The organism is Ligilactobacillus cholophilus (assembly GCF_030389495.1).
Taxonomy (GTDB): domain Bacteria; phylum Bacillota; class Bacilli; order Lactobacillales; family Lactobacillaceae; genus Ligilactobacillus; species Ligilactobacillus cholophilus.
Genome location: NZ_CP127832.1, coordinates 1,490,694 through 1,514,251, shown reverse-complemented (window position 1 = coordinate 1,514,251; position 23,558 = coordinate 1,490,694). Strand labels below are relative to the sequence as shown.

The window sequence follows — 23,558 nt, the reverse complement described above, 5'->3', positions numbered from 1 at the left end:
TCTTTGCGTTGAATTGGACGCATGTGTCTTGTATTTTTAATTTTTGAAACTGCTTTTGGTACTTTATTATTTTTCATTTTATATCCCTTAATTTACATATTCCCAATACTTTTTAAGTCCATCTTCAATATTATAGATTGGACAATAGCCTAACTTACTTAATTTGCTGATATCAGCATATGAATACTTGATATCACCTTTTCGTTCTGGTTTATAGTCAATTTGAAGGGTTTTACCAGTAATATTTTCATATGCTTGAATCATGTCATTCACACTTGTTTGTAATCCAGATGCGACATTGTATACACCATAACTTGCATTGTTATCACGTGTTAATAACATTAATGCATCAATTACATCATCAATGTATACAAAATCACGCACTTGGTTACCATCTCCGTAAAGATTAAACACCTTATTTTCACGAATACATTCAGTAATAATTGAAATTACTCCTGAATATGGTGATGATGGATTTTGTTTAGGACCATAGATATTAAAGAAACGTACAGCAACTGTCGGAATACCATATAAATCTCTGTAATCAACCATATAACGTTCAGAAGCAAATTTATCAATTGCATATGGTGTAAGTGGTTTAATACGTGAATCTACTTCTTTTTTAGGTAGAACTGGATCGTCGCCGTAAACGGCAGCTGACGATGCAAATAATACTTTCTTAACTGGTAATTTATTCTTGCGAATCACTTCTAGTAAAAAAATGTTAGCTTCTTGATTTACTTGATGCGTTTCATAAGGACGTGCCACTGAATCTGCTACACTAGCAACCCCTGCAAATAAGTAAATATAGTCAAATTTATTTTTTACAAGAAGATTTTCCATAAATGCTTTGTTTGTAATTGATTCTTCAAAAAAATCAACTTGATCTGAGTCAGGAATGTTTTCAATCAAGCCCATTGATAAGTCATCAACAATTGTAATGTGATCTCCTTGTTTAATTAATCGATCTGCAAGATTACTCCCAACAAATCCTGCTCCACCAGTAATCAATACATTGCTCATTTAAATAGTCATCCTCTCTCTAACTACTTACCAAATATTTTTTTCCAAAAACTCTTTCTGTTAGAAATTTTTTTAATTTCTTTTATTGAAGAATTATCTCCATTTAAAATCGCTTTAGCATCTTGCCAATACTCTGTAGCTTGTGTTTTATCTTGATTGCTTAATTTTTCATAGGCATTACTCATCTGACTTTCGCGTCCCTTTAATGCATGAGCATCAGAAGAAAAGGTCGTTCCTAAATTAGCATCAATAATCTTTTGTGTTAAATTTTCTACTCTTTCACCAAAGACTCCTAAATAACTGCTAGCGGTTAATTGGGTTAAACACCCAGCTTTCACTAAATCATATAAAAGTTGATGATCACGTTGAATTCCTTGATTACGTTCTGGGTGAACGATTACTGGCGTAATTCCACGTAATTGCAATTCTGGCAAAACATTATTTAAAAAATATTCTGGTACATGTGTATGTGGTAATTCTAACATCAAATAACGATTATTACTATCTGCAAATAAAATATCATCATTATCAATTGCATCTAGTAGTTTATCAGTTAAATGAACTTCTTGTCCTGGGAAAACTCGAAGTGGAATTCCTGCTTTATCTAATGCATCCTGAAATAGTTGCGTTTTACGAATCACATCTTGCTTATGATTAACATACTTACCATCCATATGATGAGGTGTTAATAACATATGCGTTACTCCATCGGCAACAGATTTACGTGCTAGTTCTAATGAAGTCCGAATATCCGATGAACCATCATCAACTCCTGGAAGCAAGTGTGCATGTAAATCTACTAATGTCACTTCTTTTTATCTTCTTTCTTTTCATCAATTCCATAATAATTTCCACCATAATAACCGCCATAGTAACTACCATAATAACTAGTAGATTCAGCAGCATTGAAACGGTTCATAATAACTCCTAAAATATTAGCCTTTACCTGGCGTAATAATTTAACTGCTCGTGAAACAGCATCTTTAGTCGCAATTCCTTGTGGAACAACTAAAGCAACACCATCAGCTTTTGTTGCAACAATTTGACCATCAGTAACAGTATCAACCGGAGGGGCATCTAAAATAATAAGATCATATCTACCTTTTAAAAATTCTAATAAACGACCAAAACGTTCTGAACCAAGTAACTCAGCTGGATTAGGTGGAATTGGGCCACTTGTTAGCACATCTAAATTATCAATATCAGTATGATCAATCATTTCTGAAATATTTACACTATTTGATGATGATGTAATGATATTAGACAAGCCATAACGATTTGAAACTTTAAATGATTGATGAACTGTTGGCCGCCGTAAATCAGCATCTACTAATAAAGTCTTTTTACCTTCTTCAGCCCATGTAACAGCCAAGTTTGCACTAACTATTGATTTTCCTTCTGAAGGAAGAGCTGACATAATTGCTAAAACTTTAAAATTAGAATCAAGAAATGAAAATTTTAAATTTGTTCGTATAGTTCGATATTGTTCTGAAATACCTGATTGAGGATCATTTTTAGTAATTAAAGCAACCCCATATTTCATACTATCTTCATCTAATTTAGTTTTCTTGTGTGTAAATCTGCTAAAAAATGACATTGCTAAACCCTCCGATTACGACTTTCTGTCCGTCCTAGACCACGACTATGTGAAAGTAATTTTTTAACTTTTGATGCTGGGATTTCACTAATTATTCCTAAATCATTTAATCCTAATTCATCGGTTATAAATGATTCATCAGTAACTGTCCGATCTAACCCATTTAAAATAAATGCTAAAACTATTCCTAATACTAAACCAATCACTATACTTATTAATGTATTTAACAACACATTAGGTGAAATTGGATTTGGGTTAACTTGTGCATGTGATAATATTGATACATTATTAACACTCATAATTGTTTTAATTTTCTTTTTAAATACTTTTGCAGTTGTATTAGCAATTACTGCTGCTTTATTGGGATTATCACATTTTACGGTTACAGTAAAAACTTGTGAGTTTTGCTCATTGCTAAGGCTGATCATCCCTTTAATAGCACTTGCACTATCAGTATAGCCATCATTTTGAATTTTATCGGCAACCTCATCCAAAATAGCAGGACTTGTAATGATATCCTTATATGTATTAATCATTTGAACAGCTGCCTGCATCTGCCCTTGATTTACATTATTTGGATCATTAGCATTATTACTTGTTTTTTGATTTACTAAAATATTTGTACTTGAACTATATTTTGGTGAAATCACAAATACTGAAGTAAACAATGCAATTACTGTACAAATAATTGTTGTCCAAATAATGATGCCTTTACGTTTCCGTAAAATTCCTAAAATTTCGCCAATATCACTAAACTTAGATGATTTTTCTTGGCTTTGAATGTCGTTCATGATGTACCTCCTAAATTAGTTCAGTTTCGTATAACAATTCTTTACTAACTGAGTTAAATTATCTTTTCCATTTGAGTGATTACTCATTAACATAATTCCTGTTTTTCCATCTTTGCTGATTGCAACCGATGCACGGTAACCAACAATTCCACCTGAACCATAGAACATGTCATCACTCTTGATCAATTGACCCGTGAAGTTTGTTACTGTGGTTGCTGTAAAGCTTGTTTGATCACCATATTTTTGCACTAAAATCTTAGTTAATTTCAAGAAACCTGCTGGTGTTGCCATCACTTGGTTTCTTCCCATTTGAGCATTCATTTCTTGTCCAAGAGTCGTTTGGCTCACTTTGCTACTACCGTTATATGGTGTTGCTAGTTTGCTATCACTCACACTTGAAACAAATTTAACTTGATCTAAATCATATGGTTCAAGGAATGCTTTCTTAATATATGCTTGATATGTCCCACCAGTTACTTGTGAAATAATTCCTTCTAGCAAGACATAGTTAATTTCTTCATAGTTGTATACTCCGTTAGTTCCACTTTGAGCATTACTAATGTTCCAACTAAGCACATTTGTTAATTGACTACTTGGAGTTGCATTATTGCTTAATCCTGATGTCATTTTTAACAATGAACTAACCGTAATCGTATCAGTACTATCAAGCGTACTGTAATATTTACTAATAGGAGTTGAAAGACTCAACTTTCCTTCATCCACTAATTTCAAAATTGCAGCTGCGGTTAACATATTTTCCAAATCCGCAACTTGATAATATTTATCAGCAGTTCCTTTCCTCATTGAATCAGTTGTCGCAATCTTCCCATTCTTCATGACTGCATATGACCCCTTAAAGTTTTCCTGTTTCAATAGTTTAGTTAACTGATCTGAATTTTGTTTTGTTGATTTTATTTCGGTTTTGTTTTCCGTTGACTCAACTTGTCGTTGTTCTGTTTTAGATGACACTTCTGCTTGTGCATGTTGACCAGTGATTTTCTCATACATCACGTGTGCCATACTATTAGTGTTGTATTTAGCTAGTACGAATCCACCAGCACCCAGCACTAATGCCGTTCCTACAACCCAACCAATTGCTTTTTTGCTCGGCAATTACTTGCACTCCCTTCCGAATGTGATTATTGATAATAGTATTACCAATAATATACGCCATTGTTTATAATAGCATATATAAATCAATTTTTAGCTTAAACATTAATTTTTTATAATTAATTAAAAAAAGAAGAGATCAAAATGATCTCTTCTTTTTACATTTTACTTTCATTTTGTTTTGCCCGTACCTTAAATAAAATTGAAGCAAGGTGATAAGCATGCCATTTAATTAAAATAATTGGTAGCATCCGCATCCCATGACAATCACTCAACCTGATTGCATGTAACGATTCACTAAAAATTGGCATCTTAACTACTTTTTTCAATTCTGCAATCTTTACGCTATATTTTAATGGATTCGCACTGGCAAATGTTTGATGGACCATCATCACATTTAAATGCATAAGCACATAAACTGCAAATGCTTTTTTGATTGGCGTTGGTGCATCTTTAATCTTAGCCTGTGAAACCAACATAGCGTTTGTATAATCACGTACCTTATCGTTATCAAAGTTAGTCATTACTGATTCAGTATCATTTGAATAGTGATAACCTACACGCATTGAGAAAGTAATTTCTTGACAAGCTAACATATAACCCAACATAAAATCGCCATCTTCTGCAACACGCAATTCTGAATTAAAACGAAGATGGTGTTCTTTGATAAGTTCACGTTTAAAAATCTTGCCCCATACAGTCATATATTGTGTAGGATTTTCAAGCATCATAATTTGAGCTTGTTGTACTTGATCAGCATTAAAACGTTGATCTGACATAACCTTACGTGCATCCTTACCGATTTCAAAACTTAATACTGACAAATCAGCACATTGCTCGTTTTGTAAGAAATCACTCATTCCTGGAAGAAGGATATCATCACCATCAACAAAGATGATATATTCACCAGTTGTTTCAATCATACCTTTGTTCCGTGCAACCGAAACCCCTTGATTTTCTTGGTGAATTACCTTGATTCGATTATCATTTTGAGCACATTCATCAGCAATTGCACCAGAGTTATCAGTTGAGCCATCGTCCACCAAAACAATTTCTAAATTAGAATATGCTTGTTGAGTGATTGAATCTACACAACGTTTTAAATATTTTTCAACATTATATACTGGAACAATTACGCTAACTAACTTCTCTTCCATAAAAATCCCCTTTAACATTATCAAAGTCATTTAATTCTTTAAAATAAATTACTTTATTTGTATTCTAAAGTCAACAATGTTCTTTTATATTTATACTAACAATTATTTTAAATATCTTAATGCATATTCTGATATAATTATTATGTTTGTTTAAAACTTATTATTTATTCAAGGAGAATTATGTTATGGATTCAATTTCTAATCGAATTTCACTTCAACATTTATTAGAAATTCGTTCTAAATTAAATAAAAAAGTTAAAGATAAATATCCTAACTTAATAAATAACATTTATTTAGTTTGTTTAGCTGTCTATATTTTTTCAACATTTATCAAAAGTACTGACATGCCAGAATATGTTTTCTCACAGCATGATATTTACTTGTTTGCTTTAATTCCAAGTGCGATTGTGTTATTTAAAATAGTACTGTTTGATAATAATTCAATTAATGACTTAATTATTTTTGCATTACTTGAATGTGTGCTATTTGCTATGGGACAAAATGCCGCAAACTTTAATATTTTTTATTTTGGAATATTAATTTATGGTGCAAAAAACGTTGACTATGATAAAATCATCAAAGTTTTCTTATTTGTTAATATTGTTGGAACATTTATAAGTATGGCTCTTGCGTTTGGTGGCATCATTCCAAATTATAAAGGAACTCGTTCTGATACTTCCCCTGTTATACGATTTGCATTTGGTGCAATCTATCCTACTAACCTTGCTGCACGAATGCTTTCTATCATTATGGCTTATGCTGCATTAAGAAAATTCAAATTAAATTTACCTGAATATATTTCTTTAATTGCAATTACTATTTGGACATATATCTCTACTGATACAAGATTAGATTTAGCTTTAATGGCATTATTAATCATGGTTGTAATGTGTTATAAACCAATTAGTAAAGTAATGGAAAAAATTTCATTTAAATTAATCAATATCATTTGCTTTGGATATATTGGAATTATTCTTCTACTGGGATTTTTATATAAATTCATTCCTCATAATGCAATAATGCAAATTTTCAATAAACTTCTTTCAGGCCGTCTAGCATATGAAGCTGAAGCAATTAGTGAGTTTAAGCTTGCTTTCTTAGGTCAATATATACCACAACCAGGTGCTGGATTATTTTATATTGATTCCATCTACTTTAGAATTCCTTTAATGTATGGAATTCCATTAATATTCATTTTTATTTTAATTGTATTTGCTTTAAATAAAATTTTGCATGTTAAACCAATTTTTTATTTAGAATTATGTTTTCTTTTATTCATTATCAGTGGTGGAATTGATCAACACTTCTGGGAAAGCTGTTATAACTTTATAATTCTTGCATTATTTGCTAAAGTTCCAAACGCAAATCAAATTAAACGAGAGAAGTGTATTTTTAATGAAAATTAATTTTATTTGTCCTCCTGCAAGTGGTAATGGCGGCACAGAAACAGTTTTAACTAAAATTTTAAATCACTATGCTCAAGAGCATGAATTAACTTTAACTTTAACGACTAAGCCGGAAAATGATAATTGGCTTAATTCAATTGATAAAAATGTTAATGTTAAAATTCCTTCTCATGATGATAAATTAAGTAAAAGGTTATTCTTCATCAAAACATTTATTAATACCAAAAACGATGAAAACTTAGTAATGCTTGGGGCAAATATGATTAGGGTAGCAGCTACAATCCGAAAGGTGCTCCATAAAAAATATCGAATCGTTTCATGGATCCACTATTCATTATTTGATCAAAACATGTTTGATCCTAAAAACATTCTTTTTGCAGATTATCATTTAGCAATTGCATCAAAAATCAAAGAACAATTGATCCAAATTGGTGCTCCAGAAGAAAAAATTAAATTAATCTATAATCCAATTGAACGTAACCATGTTCGCAATACTGATCAATTAACAAATGAAATTACATATATTGGTCGAACCCAATTCAATGGTCAAAAAAATCTTAAAGAGTTAATTGATGGTTTAAAAAAGGCCCATGATATGCATTTGTCAGTAATTGGAACTGAAAAAAATGATCAAATTGTTAAAGATTATATTGCTAAAGAAGGCCTATCAGAAAGAGTTACTTGGTATGGGTGGCAAAAAGACCCTTGGGCGTTAATTGAAAATAAAACACTTGCAATTGTGTTAACTTCTAAATTTGAAGGTTTGCCTATGGTATTTCTAGAGGCTATTTCACGTGGAATTCCAGTGATTTCTGCAGACTTTGCCGGTTATGATGATGTAGTCAAAGAAAACATAAACGGATTAAGCTATCCACAAGGAAATACTGATAAGCTTGCTGAACAAATTAATAAAATAAAAGAATTAACAAGTAATCCTATTAAAATTGCAAATTCAATTAGTAATTTCTACAGTGAAAACTATTTTAACAACTTAGATAAAGTTTTTAGTGAAATTCTTATTAAATAAAAAAAGAATGTGATAATTAAATCACATTCTTTTTTTATTTAAAATATTCTTGATGATCATCATAAAATTGCATCATTTCTTTTGTTTGATTACCAAAACCTAAATGACCAACAATTGTACTCTCATCCATTATCATTGCTTCAGATAAAATAGTTGCATTTTGATTGATTGTTTCTTCATCACGAGCAAAATCACTACATAAGCGATGAACTGGGAACATTCCCATTTCATTCCAATAGTCACGTGACATTACAAAACATCCAATTGATAAACGTACTGGGATTGCAGAATATTTGCCTTCATCTTTGTTAAATTCTAAGTTCATTTCATCTAACTTAGGCAATATATCTTCTGCACCCCACATAAATTTAGCTGCTTCTGCTGATTCTTCAATTGGCTGGAAACGCCCATAATATCTAGGCTGACCAAATCTTTTAGCATATTCATCAACTGCATTAAACTTTTTCAATACTTTTAAATATGCATATCCATTTACGTTAATTAATGGTGAAACTACCCCAACCTTATAATCAGAATCTTTCTGCCATTGGTTGTAATGTTTTACCATTTTTTCAATTGCTCCATCAGTCAAAAAGATATCTTCATCCATTTTCACAATTACTTTAGCTTTAGGAAATAAATCAATAGCGGTATTTTGTGTTAGATTAATATTATTTCGTTTACAACTTAAATATGACCAATTATTTTCAGTTGCAATTTCATCTAAACGATCACTATATACTCCACTAGAAATAATACATACATCAAAATCTTCGGGAGTGAATTTTTGAATACGCTCAAAAACATCATTCCATAAATGTTCCTTATAACCAGCAAGAATTAATAATAATTTATCTGAATTCTTAGCACGATTTTTGAATTGGAAATTTTTAGTAGTTGGGTTACTTCTAAAAGCAAAATGGAAGAAATTATCAAGCCCATTTTGTACACTTGTTTTTAAACTCAATTTAAACTCTCCTATACTAATCTTTTTCAATTTTTACTGAGGGTAAATATCGATCATTTTTACCTAAACGATCATGTATTCCGTCGTTAAATCCATCAATAAACGAACGGTACATGTAACGACGATATCCTTTGCGCTCACTTTTAACAGTATTTCCTACCATCTTTTTAACAAAGAATAAATAAATATATGCTCTTGCCAAAAGATATGGATGGCCATGTTTCTTAATTGTTTGAATCTTATTGCGCATTCCATAATATTCACGCCAATTAGGTTGCCAACCTTGAACTTTACTACTGTTCACCTTATGAAATATCTTGGCATCAGATACATTCAAAATCTTTGTGTATTTTCTAACTCTTAAAGAATATTCTGTATCATCATACCAAATGAAATAATCTTTCTCTGGTAATCCCACTTTTTTAATTAGATCTTTATTAAAAACGACACCTACAAATGTCACTAAATCGCAATAAAAATTGTGTCGATATTCATCTACAGAAATTTCTTCTTCACTTATAATATTCCAATTTTTTATTCTTCTCCGATGCAACGTTTCAATTTCATCATTATTGTAAACTGTCCCTGCAAATGCCTTTACATCTGGATTTTCTTTGATTTGTTTTGCAATTTTTTCAAAATAATCTTTTTCATAAATGGCATCATCATCTGATACAGAAATCCAATCTACATTTTCTTTAATTGCAGCTTGCAATCCAGAATAAAAACCTGCTGATCCTCCACCATTTTCTGAAAGTCGGATATATTCTACTTTGGAATCATCACTGTACTTATCCTTCATTAAAGTATCTGTACCATCAGTTGATGCATTATCAACTACAATCACTTTACTAGGAGAAACAGTTTGATTTAAAACACTATCAATTGCCTGTGGTAGAAGACTTTTCCGATTATATGTAACAATTACACTAGCATAGTTCATAAATAAATCTCCCTATCTCTTTAATATGCAGTATTAGGCACAAAAATAACTTTAATAGTCTTTATCATAATTTTTAAATCTAGCCATAAACTTCGATGCTTAATATAATACAAATCAATATTAACCATTTCATCAAAGCCAACACTATTCCGCAATGTAACTTGCCATAGACCTGTGCATCCTGGACAAACAAAAAGTCTTTGTTTGTCATAGTCAGTATATTTAGCAACTTCTCTTGGCAAAGGTGGTCGTGGTCCAACAATACTCATTTCACCTAATAAAACATTTAGCAATTGTGGAAATTCATCAATACTTGTTTTTCGAATGAATCTTCCGACTTTTGTAATCCGAGGATCATTCTTCATTTTAAACATTGCACCTTTAACTTCATTTTGTTGTTGCAACTTGTCAATTTCTTTATCTGCATTTACTTTCATCGAGCGAAATTTAAACATTTTAAATTTCTTTCCATCTTTTCCAATACGACTCTGATTATAAAATACAGGTCCCCCATCATCTAACTTAATAGCAATGGCAACAATTAGAAAAACAGGACTTAAAAGAATTAAACCTAACAAACTCGCAACTATATCAAAAATTCTTTTGCAAGTCCGATAAAAATATTGTTTATTAACTTTTTCCTTATTAATAAATATTTTCCCATTTTTTTCCATTTGAAATTACCTCAAAAATAACTATTTCTTTCTCCCTTTGACCTTTCTTGCTAAAAAGTTAGTGATTTTCTTTATCCAATGTTGATTTCCCATAAACATAACTGGCATTTCAGTATAATTAATTTGGTTATATTCAACCCAAACATCAATTAATAATTCACTAATATATCCAAAGATTCTTTGTTCACTCTTACTATAATTTGAGATATCGACTCTTTGTTCAACTTCATTTAAAATATCCATTAACCAATCTGTATAGTCATTAAATAATTGACTTTTAGCAATAAAAATATTAAACATATGAGCCTTTTTTTCTTTCATATGTTTATCAAATATTTTTAAATATTCTGGATAAAGTTCGCTAATTACATTTCTTGTTACTTCCAAGCCCTCAATATGATGAGAATGTTCATAATGCGACCATAATGTTTCAATATAATAATTTCTCTTCTTAGGAAGAATCATGTCATATTGATTCATTAACTTTGTAACTGTCTCTTGTGTCATTACATCTTTCCATTTTTGATTTACCGATTTAAAGAAATCAGAATGTCCATTTGTAAACAATCTCCGATAATGAACTAATCCTTTAACATCTGCATCTCTATTTTTAGCAGCCCAATATTGAGCTGTTAATTCACAATATGATGCATTTTTATCTGAAATATTATCTCCTGTATTATCACGCTCATAATTTTCAAAGTTCTTGTCATTAAAGCCAACTTGAACTGGAATATACATTTTATCTTGTGGCATTCTAGCCATTTTATGAGTTACCACATATATTTCTGTTTTCAAAGGAAATGCTCCTTACTTAAATATAGTATCTATGATATTTTAATACATTGTAGTATTTATAGCAAACTTTCCTTAATATATCAGTCGTATATCTAGTAATCTTAATTTAAATAACAAGAATTAACTAAAGTTTATTAATTTGCTTGACAAAAAAAATAGCTTAATAATAAGATATTTACTAAAATGGGTTTATACTGGATAAGTATAAATATATTAAGGAGAATCAGTATAATGACAAAATATTTAGTGGTTGGTGCTGGATTATTCGGTGCAACATTTGCTCATGAAGCTGCTAAACGTGGTCATGAAGTACACGTCATTGAAAAGCGTGATCATATTGCAGGAAATATCTACACTAAAGAAGTAGATGGTATCCAAGTTCACCAATATGGTGCACATATTTTCCACACATCTAAGAAAGAAATTTGGGACTATGTAAATCAATTTGCAGAATTTAACCGTTACACAAATAGTCCAATTGCTAACTTCCATGGCGAAATCTACAATATGCCATTTAATATGAATACCTTCAACAAATTATGGGGCGTAATTACTCCACAAGAGGCTGAAGAAAAAATTAATGAACAACGTGCAGTTTTAAATGGCAAGAAGCCAGAAAACTTAGAAGAACAAGCAATTTCATTAGTTGGAACAGATATTTACAAGAAGTTAGTTAAGGAATATACAGAAAAACAATGGGGGCGTGACGCTAAAGAATTACCTCCATTTATTATCAAACGTTTACCAGTACGTTTTACATATGATAATAACTACTTCAACGATACATACCAAGGTATTCCAATTGGTGGTTACACTCAAATTGTTGAAAAAATGTTAGCTGATGATCATATCACAGTAGAAACAAATACAGACTTCTTCGATAAGAAAGATGAATACTTAAAAGATTATGACAAAGTAGTCTTTACAGGTATGATTGATCAATTCTTTGATTACAAACTTGGTGAATTAGAATACCGTAGTCTTCGTTTTGAAACAGAAGAATTAGATGTTGATAACTATCAAGGTAATGCAGTTGTAAACTATACAGATAAGGAAACACCTTATACTCGTATCATTGAACACAAACACTTTGAATTTGGTAAAGGTGACAAAGACAAGACTGTTATTACACGTGAATACCCAGCAACATGGCACCGTGGTGACGAACCATATTACCCAATTAATGATGCTAAGAACAATTCATTATACAAGCAATATGTTGAATTAGCACAAAAAGAAGCTGATAACGTTATTTTCGGTGGTCGTTTAGGTCAATATCGTTACTACAACATGGATCAAGTAATTGGTGCTGCATTGGTAACAGTAGATCAAGAATTTCACTAAAACTATTTAAATGAAGAAGGCGGTATTTTTACAGCCTTCTTTATTTTATAAGTTTTAATTAAAGCATTTTATGCTAAAATAAACTGGTAATTTAATTTAATGGTGGTAAAAAATGAAAGTTCTTAAAAATTACCTTTATAATGCAGGATATCAAATTCTTTCATTGATTGTTCCTTTGATTACGGCACCTTATATCAGTCGTGTCCTTCATCCTGCTGGGGTTGGTTATAATGCATATACCAACTCAATAATTCAATATTTTGTATTAATTGCAACTTTAGGTATTTCAATTTATGGAAACCGCGAAATTGCTTATGTACGAGATGATCGTAAAAAAATGACACAAACGTTTTGGGAAATTCAACTTCTTAAAACGTTTACCACATTAATTGCATATATTGCTTTTGTCATATTTTTACACGTATATGATCGATACACGGTCTTCTTATGGATTCAATCAATAAATATTATAGCCGTTGCTCTTGATGTTTCTTGGCTTTATATGGGACTTGAAGATTTTAAACGAACAGTAATTAAAAACACTTTTGTACGTTTGCTTTCTGTCGTTCTTGTTTTTACATTAGTCAAAAAGCCTAGTGATGTTGGCTTATACATTTTTATCATTGCGTTTTCAAATATTTTTGGAAATCTAACTCTATGGCCACATCTAAAACATTTATTAGTACCTATAAAGCTTAAATCAATAAATATATTCCATCATTTTATTCCAACAATAAGCCTATTTCTTCCACAAATTGCAACTTCCATTTATTTGCAATTAAACAAGACAATGCTTGGGGTCATGATGGGGACTAAATTCTCTGGATTCTATCAAAATTCTGACAATTTAGTTAAAATGGTACTATCACTAGCAACATCTTTAGGAACTGTAATGATTCCGCATGTTTCAGCTGCATTTTCTAAAGGCAACAAGAAGAATGTTTTTGATTTACTTTATAAATCATTCGATATGCTTTCAGTCTTAGCATTTGCAATGATGTTTGGAGTAGCTGCTATTAGTAAAAATCTAGGACCATTTTTCTATGGAAAAGGATTCGAACCAGTTGGTACTGCTATGATGATTGAATCAATTGTTATTGTATTAATTGCATGGAGTAATACAATTGGAGATCAATACTTAGTACCTACAAATCAAATCAAGCCATACACTACATCAGTTGTCTTAGGGGCTTTTGTTAACCTATTTGCTAACTTCCTATTTATTAAATTATGGGGATTAGCTGGTGCAATGTGGGCAACTGTTCTATCTGAAGTAGTTGTTACTGGTTACCAAGTATGGTGCGTCCGTAAAGAAATGGAACTTTCCAAACTATTCCAAAATACTTTCAAATATATTATTGCTGGAATTGTAATGTTTATTCCTGTATTTATTATGAATATTAAACTTCCAACTAATATTGTTACTTTAGGTATAGAAGTACTAGTTGGTGTAATCATTTATAGTATCATGTTATTACTTTTAAAACCTACAAGTCTTAATCTAATACTTGGCTTTATTCATAAAAAATAAATAAAGAGTTACGCTATCAAAGCATAACTCTTTATTTTTTTATTTATTATTTCTTTTCAATAAAAACTCAACAGCTTCAGGCGAATCTTCTATTGCAAATTTTCTTGCAAAAATAGCGTCTGGTTCTTGATCATATTCTTTAATATCTTCAATTGTAACTAATGTTGGATCTTCATTTTTCCATTTATATCTTCTCAAAGATGCTACATAACTTTTTCCATTTCTGTAAATATCTTTATAGAATGGAGAATTATATAACCAAGTTGCCATGAAAACTTCATCTAAACAATATCCATGTTTACAAAAATCCAAGATGTTTTCGCGGTCATTATTGATATATTCAGCAAATTTCTTAGGGATACTAAACCATTGGGATCCACCTTTAATTTCTTTTCCAGCTTTACGCATTTTTCTTGAACGTGAAATTCCCACATAATGTTGTAAAATACATTGACCAAAATCAATATATTTTAGCCATCGCTTACCTTTGATAAAAGTTCTTCCTTTACCAATATACTTTTGAAAGAAATGATATACATCATAACGTAGCATAAAACGAAAAGCATTTCTGTTCTTTAGTTTATCATTACATTCAACAAAAATTTTGCCATTATGTTCTTCAAAAAATTGCATTATATAATCCATAGATTTAATTGGTAAATCCATTCCTGAAATAAAGTGGAAATAATCATAATCTCCTGCATTAATTGCTTCTTGAAGTAGATTCATTTCTGCCAATTCTTGTGTAAAATCTCCCCATGCAACATCTACACGAGGAATCATTTTTACCTTTGATTTTTTACAAATTCCTGCATAATCTTCAGGATTAAATCCTAAATCTGTTTTATCAGCATGTATAAATATATCTGCATTTTCATGATCTAAAAGTTTTAAAAGTACCTTTAACTGATCATAATGTTTATATGTAAGAATTAAAAATGCGTGTTTCATGCTTTAAAACACTCCTAACTTAAATTTTCTTCTATTTATTTTAATATAGTAATGCGTTGCTTACAATAAAAAAGAGATTGTTTTTACAATCTCTTTTTATTTAATACTAATTTTCTAAAGCACCAGTTTGTTCATTGAAATAATATGTCTTTCCATCTATTTCTTGAACACCATATTGCATTTGACCATTTGCATTATAGTAACATGTCTTATATCCAATGTTTGTCAATCCTGTGGCCATTGCTCCAGTAGATTTATCAAAATAGTACCATGCATTATTTATTTTCTTTTCACCATATTGCATTCGACCGTTTGCATCATAGTAACATGTCTTATATCCAATATTTGTCAATCCTGTAGCTGCTTTATTAGTGCCTTTATCGAAGTAATACCATGAGCCATCGATCTTCTTTTCACCACTTTGAAGAACACCATTTGCATCTGCATAATAGATATTTCCATTATCCTTGATTAATCCTGTCTGCATTGCTCCAGTACTACTATTGAAATAGTATTTCTTTCCATCTATTTCTTGAACACCATATTGCATTTGACCATTTGCATTATAGTAACATGTCTTATATCCAATGTTTGTCAATCCTGTGGCCATTGCTCCAGTAGATTTATCAAAATAGTACCATGCATTATTTATTTTCTTTTCACCATATTGCATTCGACCGTTTGCATCATAGTAACATGTCTTATATCCAATATTTGTCAATCCTGTAGCTGCTTTATTAGTGCCTTTATCGAAGTAATACCATGAGCCATCGATCTTCTTTTCACCACTTTGAAGAACACCATTTGCATCTGCATAATAGATATTTCCATTATCCTTGATTAATCCTGTCTGCATTGCTCCAGTACCACTATTGAAATAGTATTTCTTCCCGTCTATTTCTTGAACACCATATTGCATTTGACCATTTGCATTATAGTAACATGTCTTATATCCAATATTTGTCAATCCTGTAGCCATTGCTCCAGTAGATTTATCAAAATAGTACCATGCATTATTTATTTTCTTTTCGCCATATTGCATCTGACCATTTTGAGGATCATAATATACTGTTTTATTTTGACCATATGAACTTAAATTTTGGAATCCAGTTTGCATTATTCCAGTAGTTTTATCAAATAAATACCAGTGCCCATTATAATGAAGTTGACCATATACTTTTTGACCATTTTCATCAAATCCATAAATATGATCGTCTCCAAACTGTGCCATACTTTGTGGTCCTACTAGCATTGCTCCAGTAGTTTTATTGAAATAATATGTTTTTCCATTAATTTCTTGTTTACCATATTGCATTTGGCCTTGACTATTATAGTAGCAAGTTTTATAGCCAATATTTTTAAGTCCTGTGACCATTGCTCCAGTAGACTTATCAAAGTAATACCATGAACCATTCACTTGTTGTTCACCATATTGCATTTGACCTTGACTATTATAATAACAGGTTTTATAACCAATATTTTTAAGTCCCTTAGCCATTGCTCCAGTAGACTTATCAAAGTAGTACCATGAACCATTTACTTGTTGTTCACCATACTGCATTTGGCCTTGACTATTATAGTAACAAGTTTTATAGCCAATATTTGTAATTCCCTTAGCCATTGCTCCAGTCGTCGTATTAAAGTAGTACCAATGACCATTAATTTGTTGTTCACCATAAACCATGTTTCCATTTCCATCATAGTAACATGTTTTATTTTGACCTGGAATGCTTACAAAACTATTCTTTACAGCTACTCCATTTTTATAATATTGCCAATGTCCATTTACTTGCTTTTCGCCAGTGTATGATGTTTGTAATGGTTTAACGTTAATACTTGAATCAACATTCATACCTTTCCAATTATCAGTAAATTGCCACATTAAAACACCATCCATACTTGGAAAGTAATTAAAATTAGGAGAATCTGTTGAAACTTGTGAACCATTTGGGTATGCCGCTACCCACAAGCAAGTCCCAAACTTACTAATAATTTGTGAAAGATTAAAATATGATGTTAGCATTGATGATGATGCATACAACAATGGAATATAACCTGCATCTTTTATTCTTTGCATAAATTCAATTGCAGCTGCTGTGTTTGCACTAACACCCCAGAAACCTTCTTCAAAGTCTAATGCTAAATAGGATCCTGCTGGTAATCCTAATTGCTTTGCGGCATTAATTGCATAATTAGCTTCTGTGATTGCTTTAGACTTATCTCCACCAAAATGAGCATAATGATAACCTTGAACCATCATTCCATGAGATTTAGCAGAACTAATTTGTCCTTTTGCATTAGGGTTAGTATAGTTTGTACCTTCAGTTAATTTAACAATTGCAAACTTAGCTCCAGCATTTGCATACTTAGTTAAATCTGTACCTTGATAACTTGATACGTCAACACCCATTGATCGATTAGGAACATAAGTTGCTTCTGAACGACTAGTATCACCAGCAGTCATCACCTTATCTTCAGCAACTACTCCATTATTATTTTCCAAAATTTCTTTATTTTGTTCTAAAACCTCAGATGTAATATCAGTTTTTTCTTCAGTAGAATTGCTTTCTGATGAAGTATCTGATTGATCAGCTTTATCTACAGTTGAAGAAGATGATGATTCTGTTGAACTACTTTCATCTGAAGTTGTTGCTGATGATTCAGCACTTTGACTACTACTTGATAAACTTGATGAATCAGATGGTGATTCATTTTTATCACTTTGAATAGCTGAATTTTCACTTGAACTACTACTTACTTGACTATTTGAAGAGCTACTATCTTGACTACTTTCAGCCGCCTTAACTGATGAACTTTCCTTAGTAGCATTTGAGGAACTTGAATCACTTACTTGTTCACTTTGTGATGATGTAGCTGATGATGAGGAAACAGCTACAGATGAAGAAACTTCGCTTGATGAACTTGCAGTTTCTTGCTTACTTACACTTGAACTATCTTGACTACTTGAGCTTACTGATTGACTTGAACTTGATAATGTAACTTCACGTTGTTGCAAACTACTTGCAGATGTAGCAGATTCTGTTTGAGCAGAACTGCTTGTTGATACTAAATTAACATTATCTGCTTTTACAACATTTGCATTACCATCTAAAAAAGTTAAACCAAAGAAAACAATTGGTGCAAATACCCAATTTTTTCCAGCTTTGTACATCTTATATCTTTTCTTACGTTCCAATTTTTTTTACCTTTCTAATTTCTATAAGCAATTCCTTTAATATTTATCTATTCTCACACAAATAATATCTAATATCTAGCAATTAACTTAAAATTTGAATTGTCTTAATACTATTCAAAAAAGGTCTTAATAAATTAATCTATTTTTAACATTCTTAACTTGATAAAAAATAACTCCAAACCAACTTAACAACGCAATAAACATCATTACATAGTATAACACTATTGGTTTATAGCTCACTTCTATTCTATTGACATTCGTCCTTGCCAAAATTTCTACAGTTCCTCGTTTACTTTGATTGAATTTTACTTTTTTACCATTATCACTTACAGAGGTAAGTTTATACGCTATAACTGGTAAATCAATCTTATCTCCCTTTTGAGCATGTATCATATAAATAATCTTATTAGGTTTATACTCTGCTATTAATTTTGATTCTTTTCCATTTACGTACACAATATTATTTATAATTGATGTAGCATTATTATATGCTTTTTCAGAATAATAATCTGTTTCTCCCGTTTGAGTTAAATAATCAAAAATAGCATTGTAATTATATTTATCTATAACCACATCATCTGGAATGGTTTGTTTACTTTCAGTCTTTTTCAAATACTTCTCAGAAACATTTTGAGTAATTCGATCAAGTGCTGGTTGCACTGTTCCAAAATATCCACAAACACTTATCAAGACAAATGAAATGATTACTAATATTTGTTTATAATTATTGCTTGTAATGCCATCTATAATATTACAAATAACAAATGAAGCAATCACTGACAAAAATAATCCTGCGTATGGAACCAGTCTAAATGGAAACTGTATATTTCCAATTGTATTCATTATTAATTCGTTATGAGATAATGATGTCCAATCAATAAATGTTGTAGAACAAAGAGCTAAAGTTACTCCCAATACATAAATTAAGAGATTTGTTGCATCATTTTTTACAAATAACCATCCTACAAATAATGTGATTATAAGTAAAATTCCTAATGATCGCCCATTTAAAACATCTCCACCACATACATTCTGAAATGAACTAGTAACTAAATCACTAAAATTATTCAAAAACCAAAATTGTTCTTGAGGAGCGTGAATGTCACCACCTAGATAATCTGTTAAGAAAGGAATAAATTCCCATCCACTTAACAATATTGCTAAACATCCACTCTTTATTAGAGATACAAAGCGACTTTTAGTGATTTTGGCAACTATTAATTTGCAAATAAATAAAAACAAACATAAAAATGTAGCAATATAAACACTAACGATATGGCTATAGCATAATAAAGACATTCCTACAGCTAAAATTGGCCATTTATGGAAATCTCCCCACAATACATGGTATATATATACCTAAGAAAACTAATGGCAAGAAAGTATATGCAATATACTCTCCCCAAACTCCATTCCATAAACCTAAATATAGATGATATGGTATAAGCGTATATATAATTGAAAATATATAGCTTCTCTTTCTATTTTTAGAAAAACTCATCATAGAATAGAATGCTACAATTAGTGTTAAAAACATAAATATTCCAATCCAAATGTATATTGAAGTGATTGGATTAAATATTAATCTTAAAAATGCTAGTATATATAGAAATAATGATGGATAAAATAAAAAAGTTCCCACTCCACTATGACTAAAAGTATGTGTAGCAATATATGTGAACAGACTACCACTTTTCAAATTTTCATAAATTTCATTTGCTCTTGATAAATGAAAACTACTATCTGAAACAATATTAAATTTATTGATTTCTATAAATGATTGCATAAAAATAAATGTCAATATCAAGAATGATATAACAATACCAGTATTAATTAAAATAGTTTTTTTTAATGTATGCTCTTCTTGTTTCAACAATACATCCTCATTTCGATTTATAAATTCATAAATATATTATACCAAAATATATAATGTTTTATTTTATCTCGTCTGAATTAATAAATAATTATGATATAATAGTGCGTGATTGTTTATTCATTAATATATAACATTTATATATTTAATTTTTATATTTGTGAGGCCTTTTATATGAATATCAAAAAAAATATAAATTTAATTTTGATAAGTTTTTCTAGTTTATTCCTATTTATATTTAGTGTGCTCTTTTTCCAAAATGTAAATGTAGCCACTTCTCTCAATACAGTTAATACAAATTTTATTTGGCAATTCTTTTTAGGAATATCCAACTTAGGTATTGATATTTCTGTAATCCTTCTTGGATACTATCTTAGTCATTTTAATACTTCATTAAGTACAGTTATTAAGAGTTGGATAACAATTTGGTTTAGTAGTTTAATCATACTTTTAATTAAACTTTTTGCTAATAAATCATTCGTGCTATCTGATTTTTATAATGCACTTTTTCCTATTTTAAGAAATACATACCCAATTCTTACAGGAATTTTATTTGGAATTATATTAATGCCTTTATTAAAAAAATGTGCTGCTAAAATCCACTTATTTTATCTTCCTGCACTTATAATCCTAACAATCCTTCCTACAGTATTTAACGAAAAAATCTTAGGAACAAATGACATAAATTCTACAGTTTATGGATTATTACTAATTTGTTGGGGAATTGAAATTAATAATCTAAAAGATAAGAAAATAGATAGAAAAAATATTATTCAAGGTGCTTTTATCATTATTTTTAATGAATTAATAATTACTATTATGCCAGCATTGTCTTGGAGTCAGCACTTTAATTTATCAACTGCTGATCGTTTTTCTGTTTCAAATTCTGGTTTTCAAATTTTAACAGCTTGTATAGTTGTCACTATCTTAAGTCATTCTCTTTTGAAGAATTTAAAAAAATATTCAGATACAGTTATTTATTTCATTATACTAACTATCATATGCGGAACATCTGATATCTTTAAAGGAATAATTTCAAATTATAATAATAGTACGTACAATAAAATAATTCACAAAGTTTTAATTCCTAATTTAGAGCAAACTCTATTGATAATCTTAGGATGTTTTGTTATTGCATGCGTAATTTATCTATTAGAAAAGCTTTCTCGAATTACATTAACAATTGATAAACATTGGAATAATTGTAATATATACAATATCCAAGAATGGGGTCCTAATAAATATCAAAACTTTAAGTTATGGATTAAGAATCATCGATTGTATTTAATTGGAATCCTTTGTGCATATATACTTTCATATATTTCGTTTGTTGCTGTTAGTGATAATTTTAAAGTACACTCAAATCTCACAATCCTTTATAATGTGTTTACATATACTTTTGGTCCACGACAAATGCTAGTTATATTAAATACATTAGTTGTAATTGGCGTATTTAGATTTATCTTTGCATTAACAAATCGCTTTTGGATTTCCTCTATTTCAGTAGGAATAATATATATTATTGGAATTATAGCTAGTTATTTAAAAATCCAATCTCGAAATGAACCAATTATACCATCGGATTTATCTGAGTTAGTTGCTATCAATGAGTTACTTAAAATGATAAATTTTAAACTCATTATTATTACTGTGATTGGTATTATTATTGCAATTGGATCAATTATATATTTAGAACGAAAGAAAAAGGTATCAGGAAAAAGCTTAAAAAATCGAATTTTTTGGATTTTATTAATCCCCATACTTTTTTTAAGTGTTAACTTTTTAAATGTAAAAAATAATCCAATTTCTATTATTTCAAAAGGTTTAGGTAATGAGCCTGTTTTTGAGGATCAATGGACTGGAGTTATGAAAAATGGTCCTATAATTCAATTTTTAAATAATATTGGCATTACAATAATGGATAAACCTCATGGTTATTCAAAAGAAGAGATGCAAAAGTTGTATTCTAAATATTCTCAAGAAGCAAAAGAAATTAATAAACAACGGAATAATTCATTTAAAGACCAAATTGTAATCTTTAATTTAAGTGAAAGTTTCGCTGATCCGACCCGATTATCAGGTGTTACTTTTAGTAAAGATCCTATTCCTAATATTAGAAATATTAAAAAAAATAATACCTCTGGGTTAATGTTAAGTTCTACTTATGGTGGAGGAACTGCCAATATTGAGTATATGACGCTTACAGGATTAGCTACATGTAATTTTTCACCTATGCTTTCAACACCATATACTCAGTTAGTAGATCGATTAAAAGTTGTTCCTTCGTTTATTCAAAGTTTTCCTGAATCTATAGCTATACATCCTTATTTAGGTACATTTTATAGTCGAAAAGAAGTCTATAAAAAAATGGGATTTGACCGATTCTATTATTTAGGAAGTAAATATAAAATTATAGATCAGAAAAAAATTGATAACAGTCCTTACTTATCTGATGAAACTGCATATGCTAATGCATTAGCTCAAATAAAAAAAGCTAAGAGTGGATTATTTATTAATTTGATAACAATGCAAAATCATATGCCATATGATAAAAAAGTATATAATAATTCAGAAAAAATGGGCGCATCTGGTTCAAATGTAAACAGCGATATGCAGTTTTCATTAAATAATTTTGCATATGGGATTAATAAAACAGATGATGCGGTTCAACAATTTATGAATGAATTAGATCAAATTCAAAAGCCTGTTACTTGGGTCTTTTACGGAGATCATTTACCAGGAATCTATACTAATGCTAACTTGCAAAAAGATTCTTTAGCTCTTCATGAAACTGATTATTTTATTTATTCTAATAAATATGCTCAGGAACATTTAGGTGCAAAACGTCTTACAAAAGCTAATATAGTTACTCCTAATGATTTTCAAGCTATGGTTGCTGAACAAACAAATACTAAAGTTACTCCATATCAAGCATTATTAACTGAAGTTTACGATAAATTACCATCATTTTCTGTAAAAACAACATCTTCTGATAATGAAGATGATTTAGTTCAATTTACTACAGATGATGGGAAAATAATCCCATATAGTGATTTGACTGATGAACAAAAAGAAATCTGGCATGATTATTTATTATTCCAATATGATATTTGTGCTGGAAAACAATATACTGTCAAAATGGGATTAAAAGATTAATAAATAAAAAGTGA

At 30.0% G+C, this 23,558-nt stretch carries 19 protein-coding genes; 5 read left to right on the top strand and 14 right to left on the bottom strand.

Annotated elements, in window-relative coordinates:
- Window positions 1-87: 87 nt before the first annotated feature.
- From QPK35_RS07715 to QPK35_RS07690, 6 genes are all read right to left on the bottom strand, one after another.
- Window positions 88-1,023 carry an NAD-dependent epimerase/dehydratase family protein gene (locus QPK35_RS07715; RefSeq protein WP_290033371.1) on the bottom strand — a complete coding sequence of 312 codons (936 nt, stop codon included), beginning with the start codon at window positions 1,021-1,023 and terminating at the stop codon, window positions 88-90.
- A 23-nt stretch (window positions 1,024-1,046) separates the two neighbouring features.
- On the bottom strand, window positions 1,047-1,832 hold the full coding sequence (locus tag QPK35_RS07710) for a tyrosine-protein phosphatase (protein ID WP_290033370.1): 786 nt from the start codon (window positions 1,830-1,832) through the stop codon (window positions 1,047-1,049).
- Window positions 1,829-2,620 (bottom strand): CpsD/CapB family tyrosine-protein kinase, encoded by a 792-nt coding sequence (locus QPK35_RS07705; protein ID WP_290033369.1) that lies wholly within the window; start codon window positions 2,618-2,620, stop codon window positions 1,829-1,831. Before QPK35_RS07705 ends, QPK35_RS07710 begins: the two co-directional genes overlap by 4 nt.
- 2 nt (window positions 2,621-2,622) lie before the next feature.
- Window positions 2,623-3,411: a YveK family protein gene (locus QPK35_RS07700; RefSeq protein ID WP_290033368.1), complete on the bottom strand. Its 789-nt coding sequence runs from the start codon at window positions 3,409-3,411 to the stop codon at window positions 2,623-2,625.
- Window positions 3,412-3,426: 15 nt separating this feature from the next.
- A complete protein-coding gene (locus tag QPK35_RS07695) occupies window positions 3,427-4,524 on the bottom strand; it encodes a serine hydrolase domain-containing protein (RefSeq protein ID WP_290033367.1) in 1,098 nt (365 codons plus the stop codon).
- A gap of 155 nt (window positions 4,525-4,679) precedes the next feature.
- On the bottom strand, window positions 4,680-5,678 hold the full coding sequence (locus QPK35_RS07690; protein ID WP_290033365.1) for a glycosyltransferase: 999 nt from the start codon (window positions 5,676-5,678) through the stop codon (window positions 4,680-4,682).
- A 185-nt stretch (window positions 5,679-5,863) separates the two neighbouring features.
- Here QPK35_RS07690 and QPK35_RS07685 point away from each other — a divergent pair, with 185 nt between their 5' ends.
- Window positions 5,864-7,084: a hypothetical protein gene (locus QPK35_RS07685; protein WP_290033364.1), complete on the top strand. Its 1,221-nt coding sequence runs from the start codon at window positions 5,864-5,866 to the stop codon at window positions 7,082-7,084.
- Complete coding sequence (locus QPK35_RS07680) at window positions 7,074-8,111, top strand: glycosyltransferase (RefSeq protein ID WP_290033363.1); 1,038 nt, start codon at window positions 7,074-7,076, stop codon at window positions 8,109-8,111. Before QPK35_RS07685 ends, QPK35_RS07680 begins: the two co-directional genes overlap by 11 nt.
- 34 nt (window positions 8,112-8,145) lie before the next feature.
- Here the strand turns inward: QPK35_RS07680 and QPK35_RS07675 are convergent, their stop codons facing one another.
- Genes QPK35_RS07675 through QPK35_RS07660 form a run of 4 tightly spaced genes read right to left on the bottom strand, consistent with a single transcriptional unit; the run spans window position 8,146 to window position 11,493 of the window.
- A complete protein-coding gene (locus QPK35_RS07675) occupies window positions 8,146-9,078 on the bottom strand; it encodes a hypothetical protein (RefSeq protein WP_290033362.1) in 933 nt (310 codons plus the stop codon).
- Window positions 9,079-9,094: 16 nt separating this feature from the next.
- Window positions 9,095-10,021, bottom strand: coding sequence for a glycosyltransferase family 2 protein (locus QPK35_RS07670; protein ID WP_290033361.1), 927 nt, complete (start codon window positions 10,019-10,021; stop codon window positions 9,095-9,097).
- Window positions 10,022-10,041: 20 nt separating this feature from the next.
- On the bottom strand, window positions 10,042-10,695 hold the full coding sequence (locus tag QPK35_RS07665; protein WP_290033360.1) for a sugar transferase: 654 nt from the start codon (window positions 10,693-10,695) through the stop codon (window positions 10,042-10,044).
- A gap of 21 nt (window positions 10,696-10,716) precedes the next feature.
- Window positions 10,717-11,493 carry a DUF4422 domain-containing protein gene (locus QPK35_RS07660; RefSeq protein ID WP_290033359.1) on the bottom strand — a complete coding sequence of 259 codons (777 nt, stop codon included), beginning with the start codon at window positions 11,491-11,493 and terminating at the stop codon, window positions 10,717-10,719.
- A gap of 231 nt (window positions 11,494-11,724) precedes the next feature.
- Between QPK35_RS07660 and glf the strand changes: the two genes are divergently transcribed.
- A complete protein-coding gene (gene glf / locus QPK35_RS07655; protein ID WP_290033358.1) occupies window positions 11,725-12,837 on the top strand; it encodes a UDP-galactopyranose mutase in 1,113 nt (370 codons plus the stop codon).
- A 112-nt stretch (window positions 12,838-12,949) separates the two neighbouring features.
- Complete coding sequence (locus QPK35_RS07650) at window positions 12,950-14,368, top strand: flippase (protein WP_290033357.1); 1,419 nt, start codon at window positions 12,950-12,952, stop codon at window positions 14,366-14,368.
- A 39-nt stretch (window positions 14,369-14,407) separates the two neighbouring features.
- On the opposite strand, the gene QPK35_RS07645 is transcribed toward QPK35_RS07650, so the two are convergent.
- The 4 genes from QPK35_RS07645 to QPK35_RS07630 all read right to left on the bottom strand — a co-directional run bounded on the left by QPK35_RS07645 (window position 14,408) and on the right by QPK35_RS07630 (window position 20,388).
- Window positions 14,408-15,319: a beta-1,6-N-acetylglucosaminyltransferase gene (locus QPK35_RS07645; protein WP_290033356.1), complete on the bottom strand. Its 912-nt coding sequence runs from the start codon at window positions 15,317-15,319 to the stop codon at window positions 14,408-14,410.
- 106 nt (window positions 15,320-15,425) lie between these two features.
- Complete coding sequence (locus QPK35_RS07640; RefSeq protein ID WP_290033355.1) at window positions 15,426-18,515, bottom strand: GH25 family lysozyme; 3,090 nt, start codon at window positions 18,513-18,515, stop codon at window positions 15,426-15,428.
- A gap of 126 nt (window positions 18,516-18,641) precedes the next feature.
- On the bottom strand, window positions 18,642-19,670 hold the full coding sequence (locus tag QPK35_RS07635; RefSeq protein WP_290033354.1) for a hypothetical protein: 1,029 nt from the start codon (window positions 19,668-19,670) through the stop codon (window positions 18,642-18,644).
- 166 nt (window positions 19,671-19,836) lie between these two features.
- The gene (locus QPK35_RS07630) at window positions 19,837-20,388 is read right to left on the bottom strand and encodes a hypothetical protein (RefSeq protein WP_290033353.1); all 552 of its coding nucleotides are present in this window, start codon (window positions 20,386-20,388) and stop codon (window positions 19,837-19,839) included.
- Window positions 20,389-20,562: 174 nt separating this feature from the next.
- Between QPK35_RS07630 and QPK35_RS07625 the strand changes: the two genes are divergently transcribed.
- Entirely contained in the window at window positions 20,563-23,544 is a 2,982-nt protein-coding gene (locus QPK35_RS07625) for an LTA synthase family protein (RefSeq protein WP_290033352.1), read from the top strand.
- Window positions 23,545-23,558: the final 14 nt, after the last annotated feature.

Excerpts from the sequence above, each read along its gene's own strand:
- QPK35_RS07685 (WP_290033364.1), top strand. The coding sequence starts at position 5,864 with ATGGATTCAATTTCTAATCGAATTTCACTTCAACATTTATTAGAAATT.
- QPK35_RS07715 (WP_290033371.1), bottom strand. The coding sequence starts at position 1,023 with ATGAGCAATGTATTGATTACTGGTGGAGCAGGATTTGTTGGGAGTAAT.
- QPK35_RS07705 (WP_290033369.1), bottom strand. The coding sequence starts at position 2,620 with ATGTCATTTTTTAGCAGATTTACACACAAGAAAACTAAATTAGATGAA.
- QPK35_RS07680 (WP_290033363.1), top strand. The coding sequence starts at position 7,074 with ATGAAAATTAATTTTATTTGTCCTCCTGCAAGTGGTAATGGCGGCACA.
- QPK35_RS07645 (WP_290033356.1), bottom strand. The coding sequence starts at position 15,319 with ATGAAACACGCATTTTTAATTCTTACATATAAACATTATGATCAGTTA.
- QPK35_RS07690 (WP_290033365.1), bottom strand. The coding sequence starts at position 5,678 with ATGGAAGAGAAGTTAGTTAGCGTAATTGTTCCAGTATATAATGTTGAA.
- glf (WP_290033358.1), top strand. The coding sequence starts at position 11,725 with ATGACAAAATATTTAGTGGTTGGTGCTGGATTATTCGGTGCAACATTT.
- QPK35_RS07670 (WP_290033361.1), bottom strand. The coding sequence starts at position 10,021 with ATGAACTATGCTAGTGTAATTGTTACATATAATCGGAAAAGTCTTCTA.
- QPK35_RS07665 (WP_290033360.1), bottom strand. The coding sequence starts at position 10,695 with ATGGAAAAAAATGGGAAAATATTTATTAATAAGGAAAAAGTTAATAAA.
- QPK35_RS07700 (WP_290033368.1), bottom strand. The coding sequence starts at position 3,411 with ATGAACGACATTCAAAGCCAAGAAAAATCATCTAAGTTTAGTGATATT.
- QPK35_RS07650 (WP_290033357.1), top strand. The coding sequence starts at position 12,950 with ATGAAAGTTCTTAAAAATTACCTTTATAATGCAGGATATCAAATTCTT.
- QPK35_RS07625 (WP_290033352.1), top strand. The coding sequence starts at position 20,563 with ATGAATATCAAAAAAAATATAAATTTAATTTTGATAAGTTTTTCTAGT.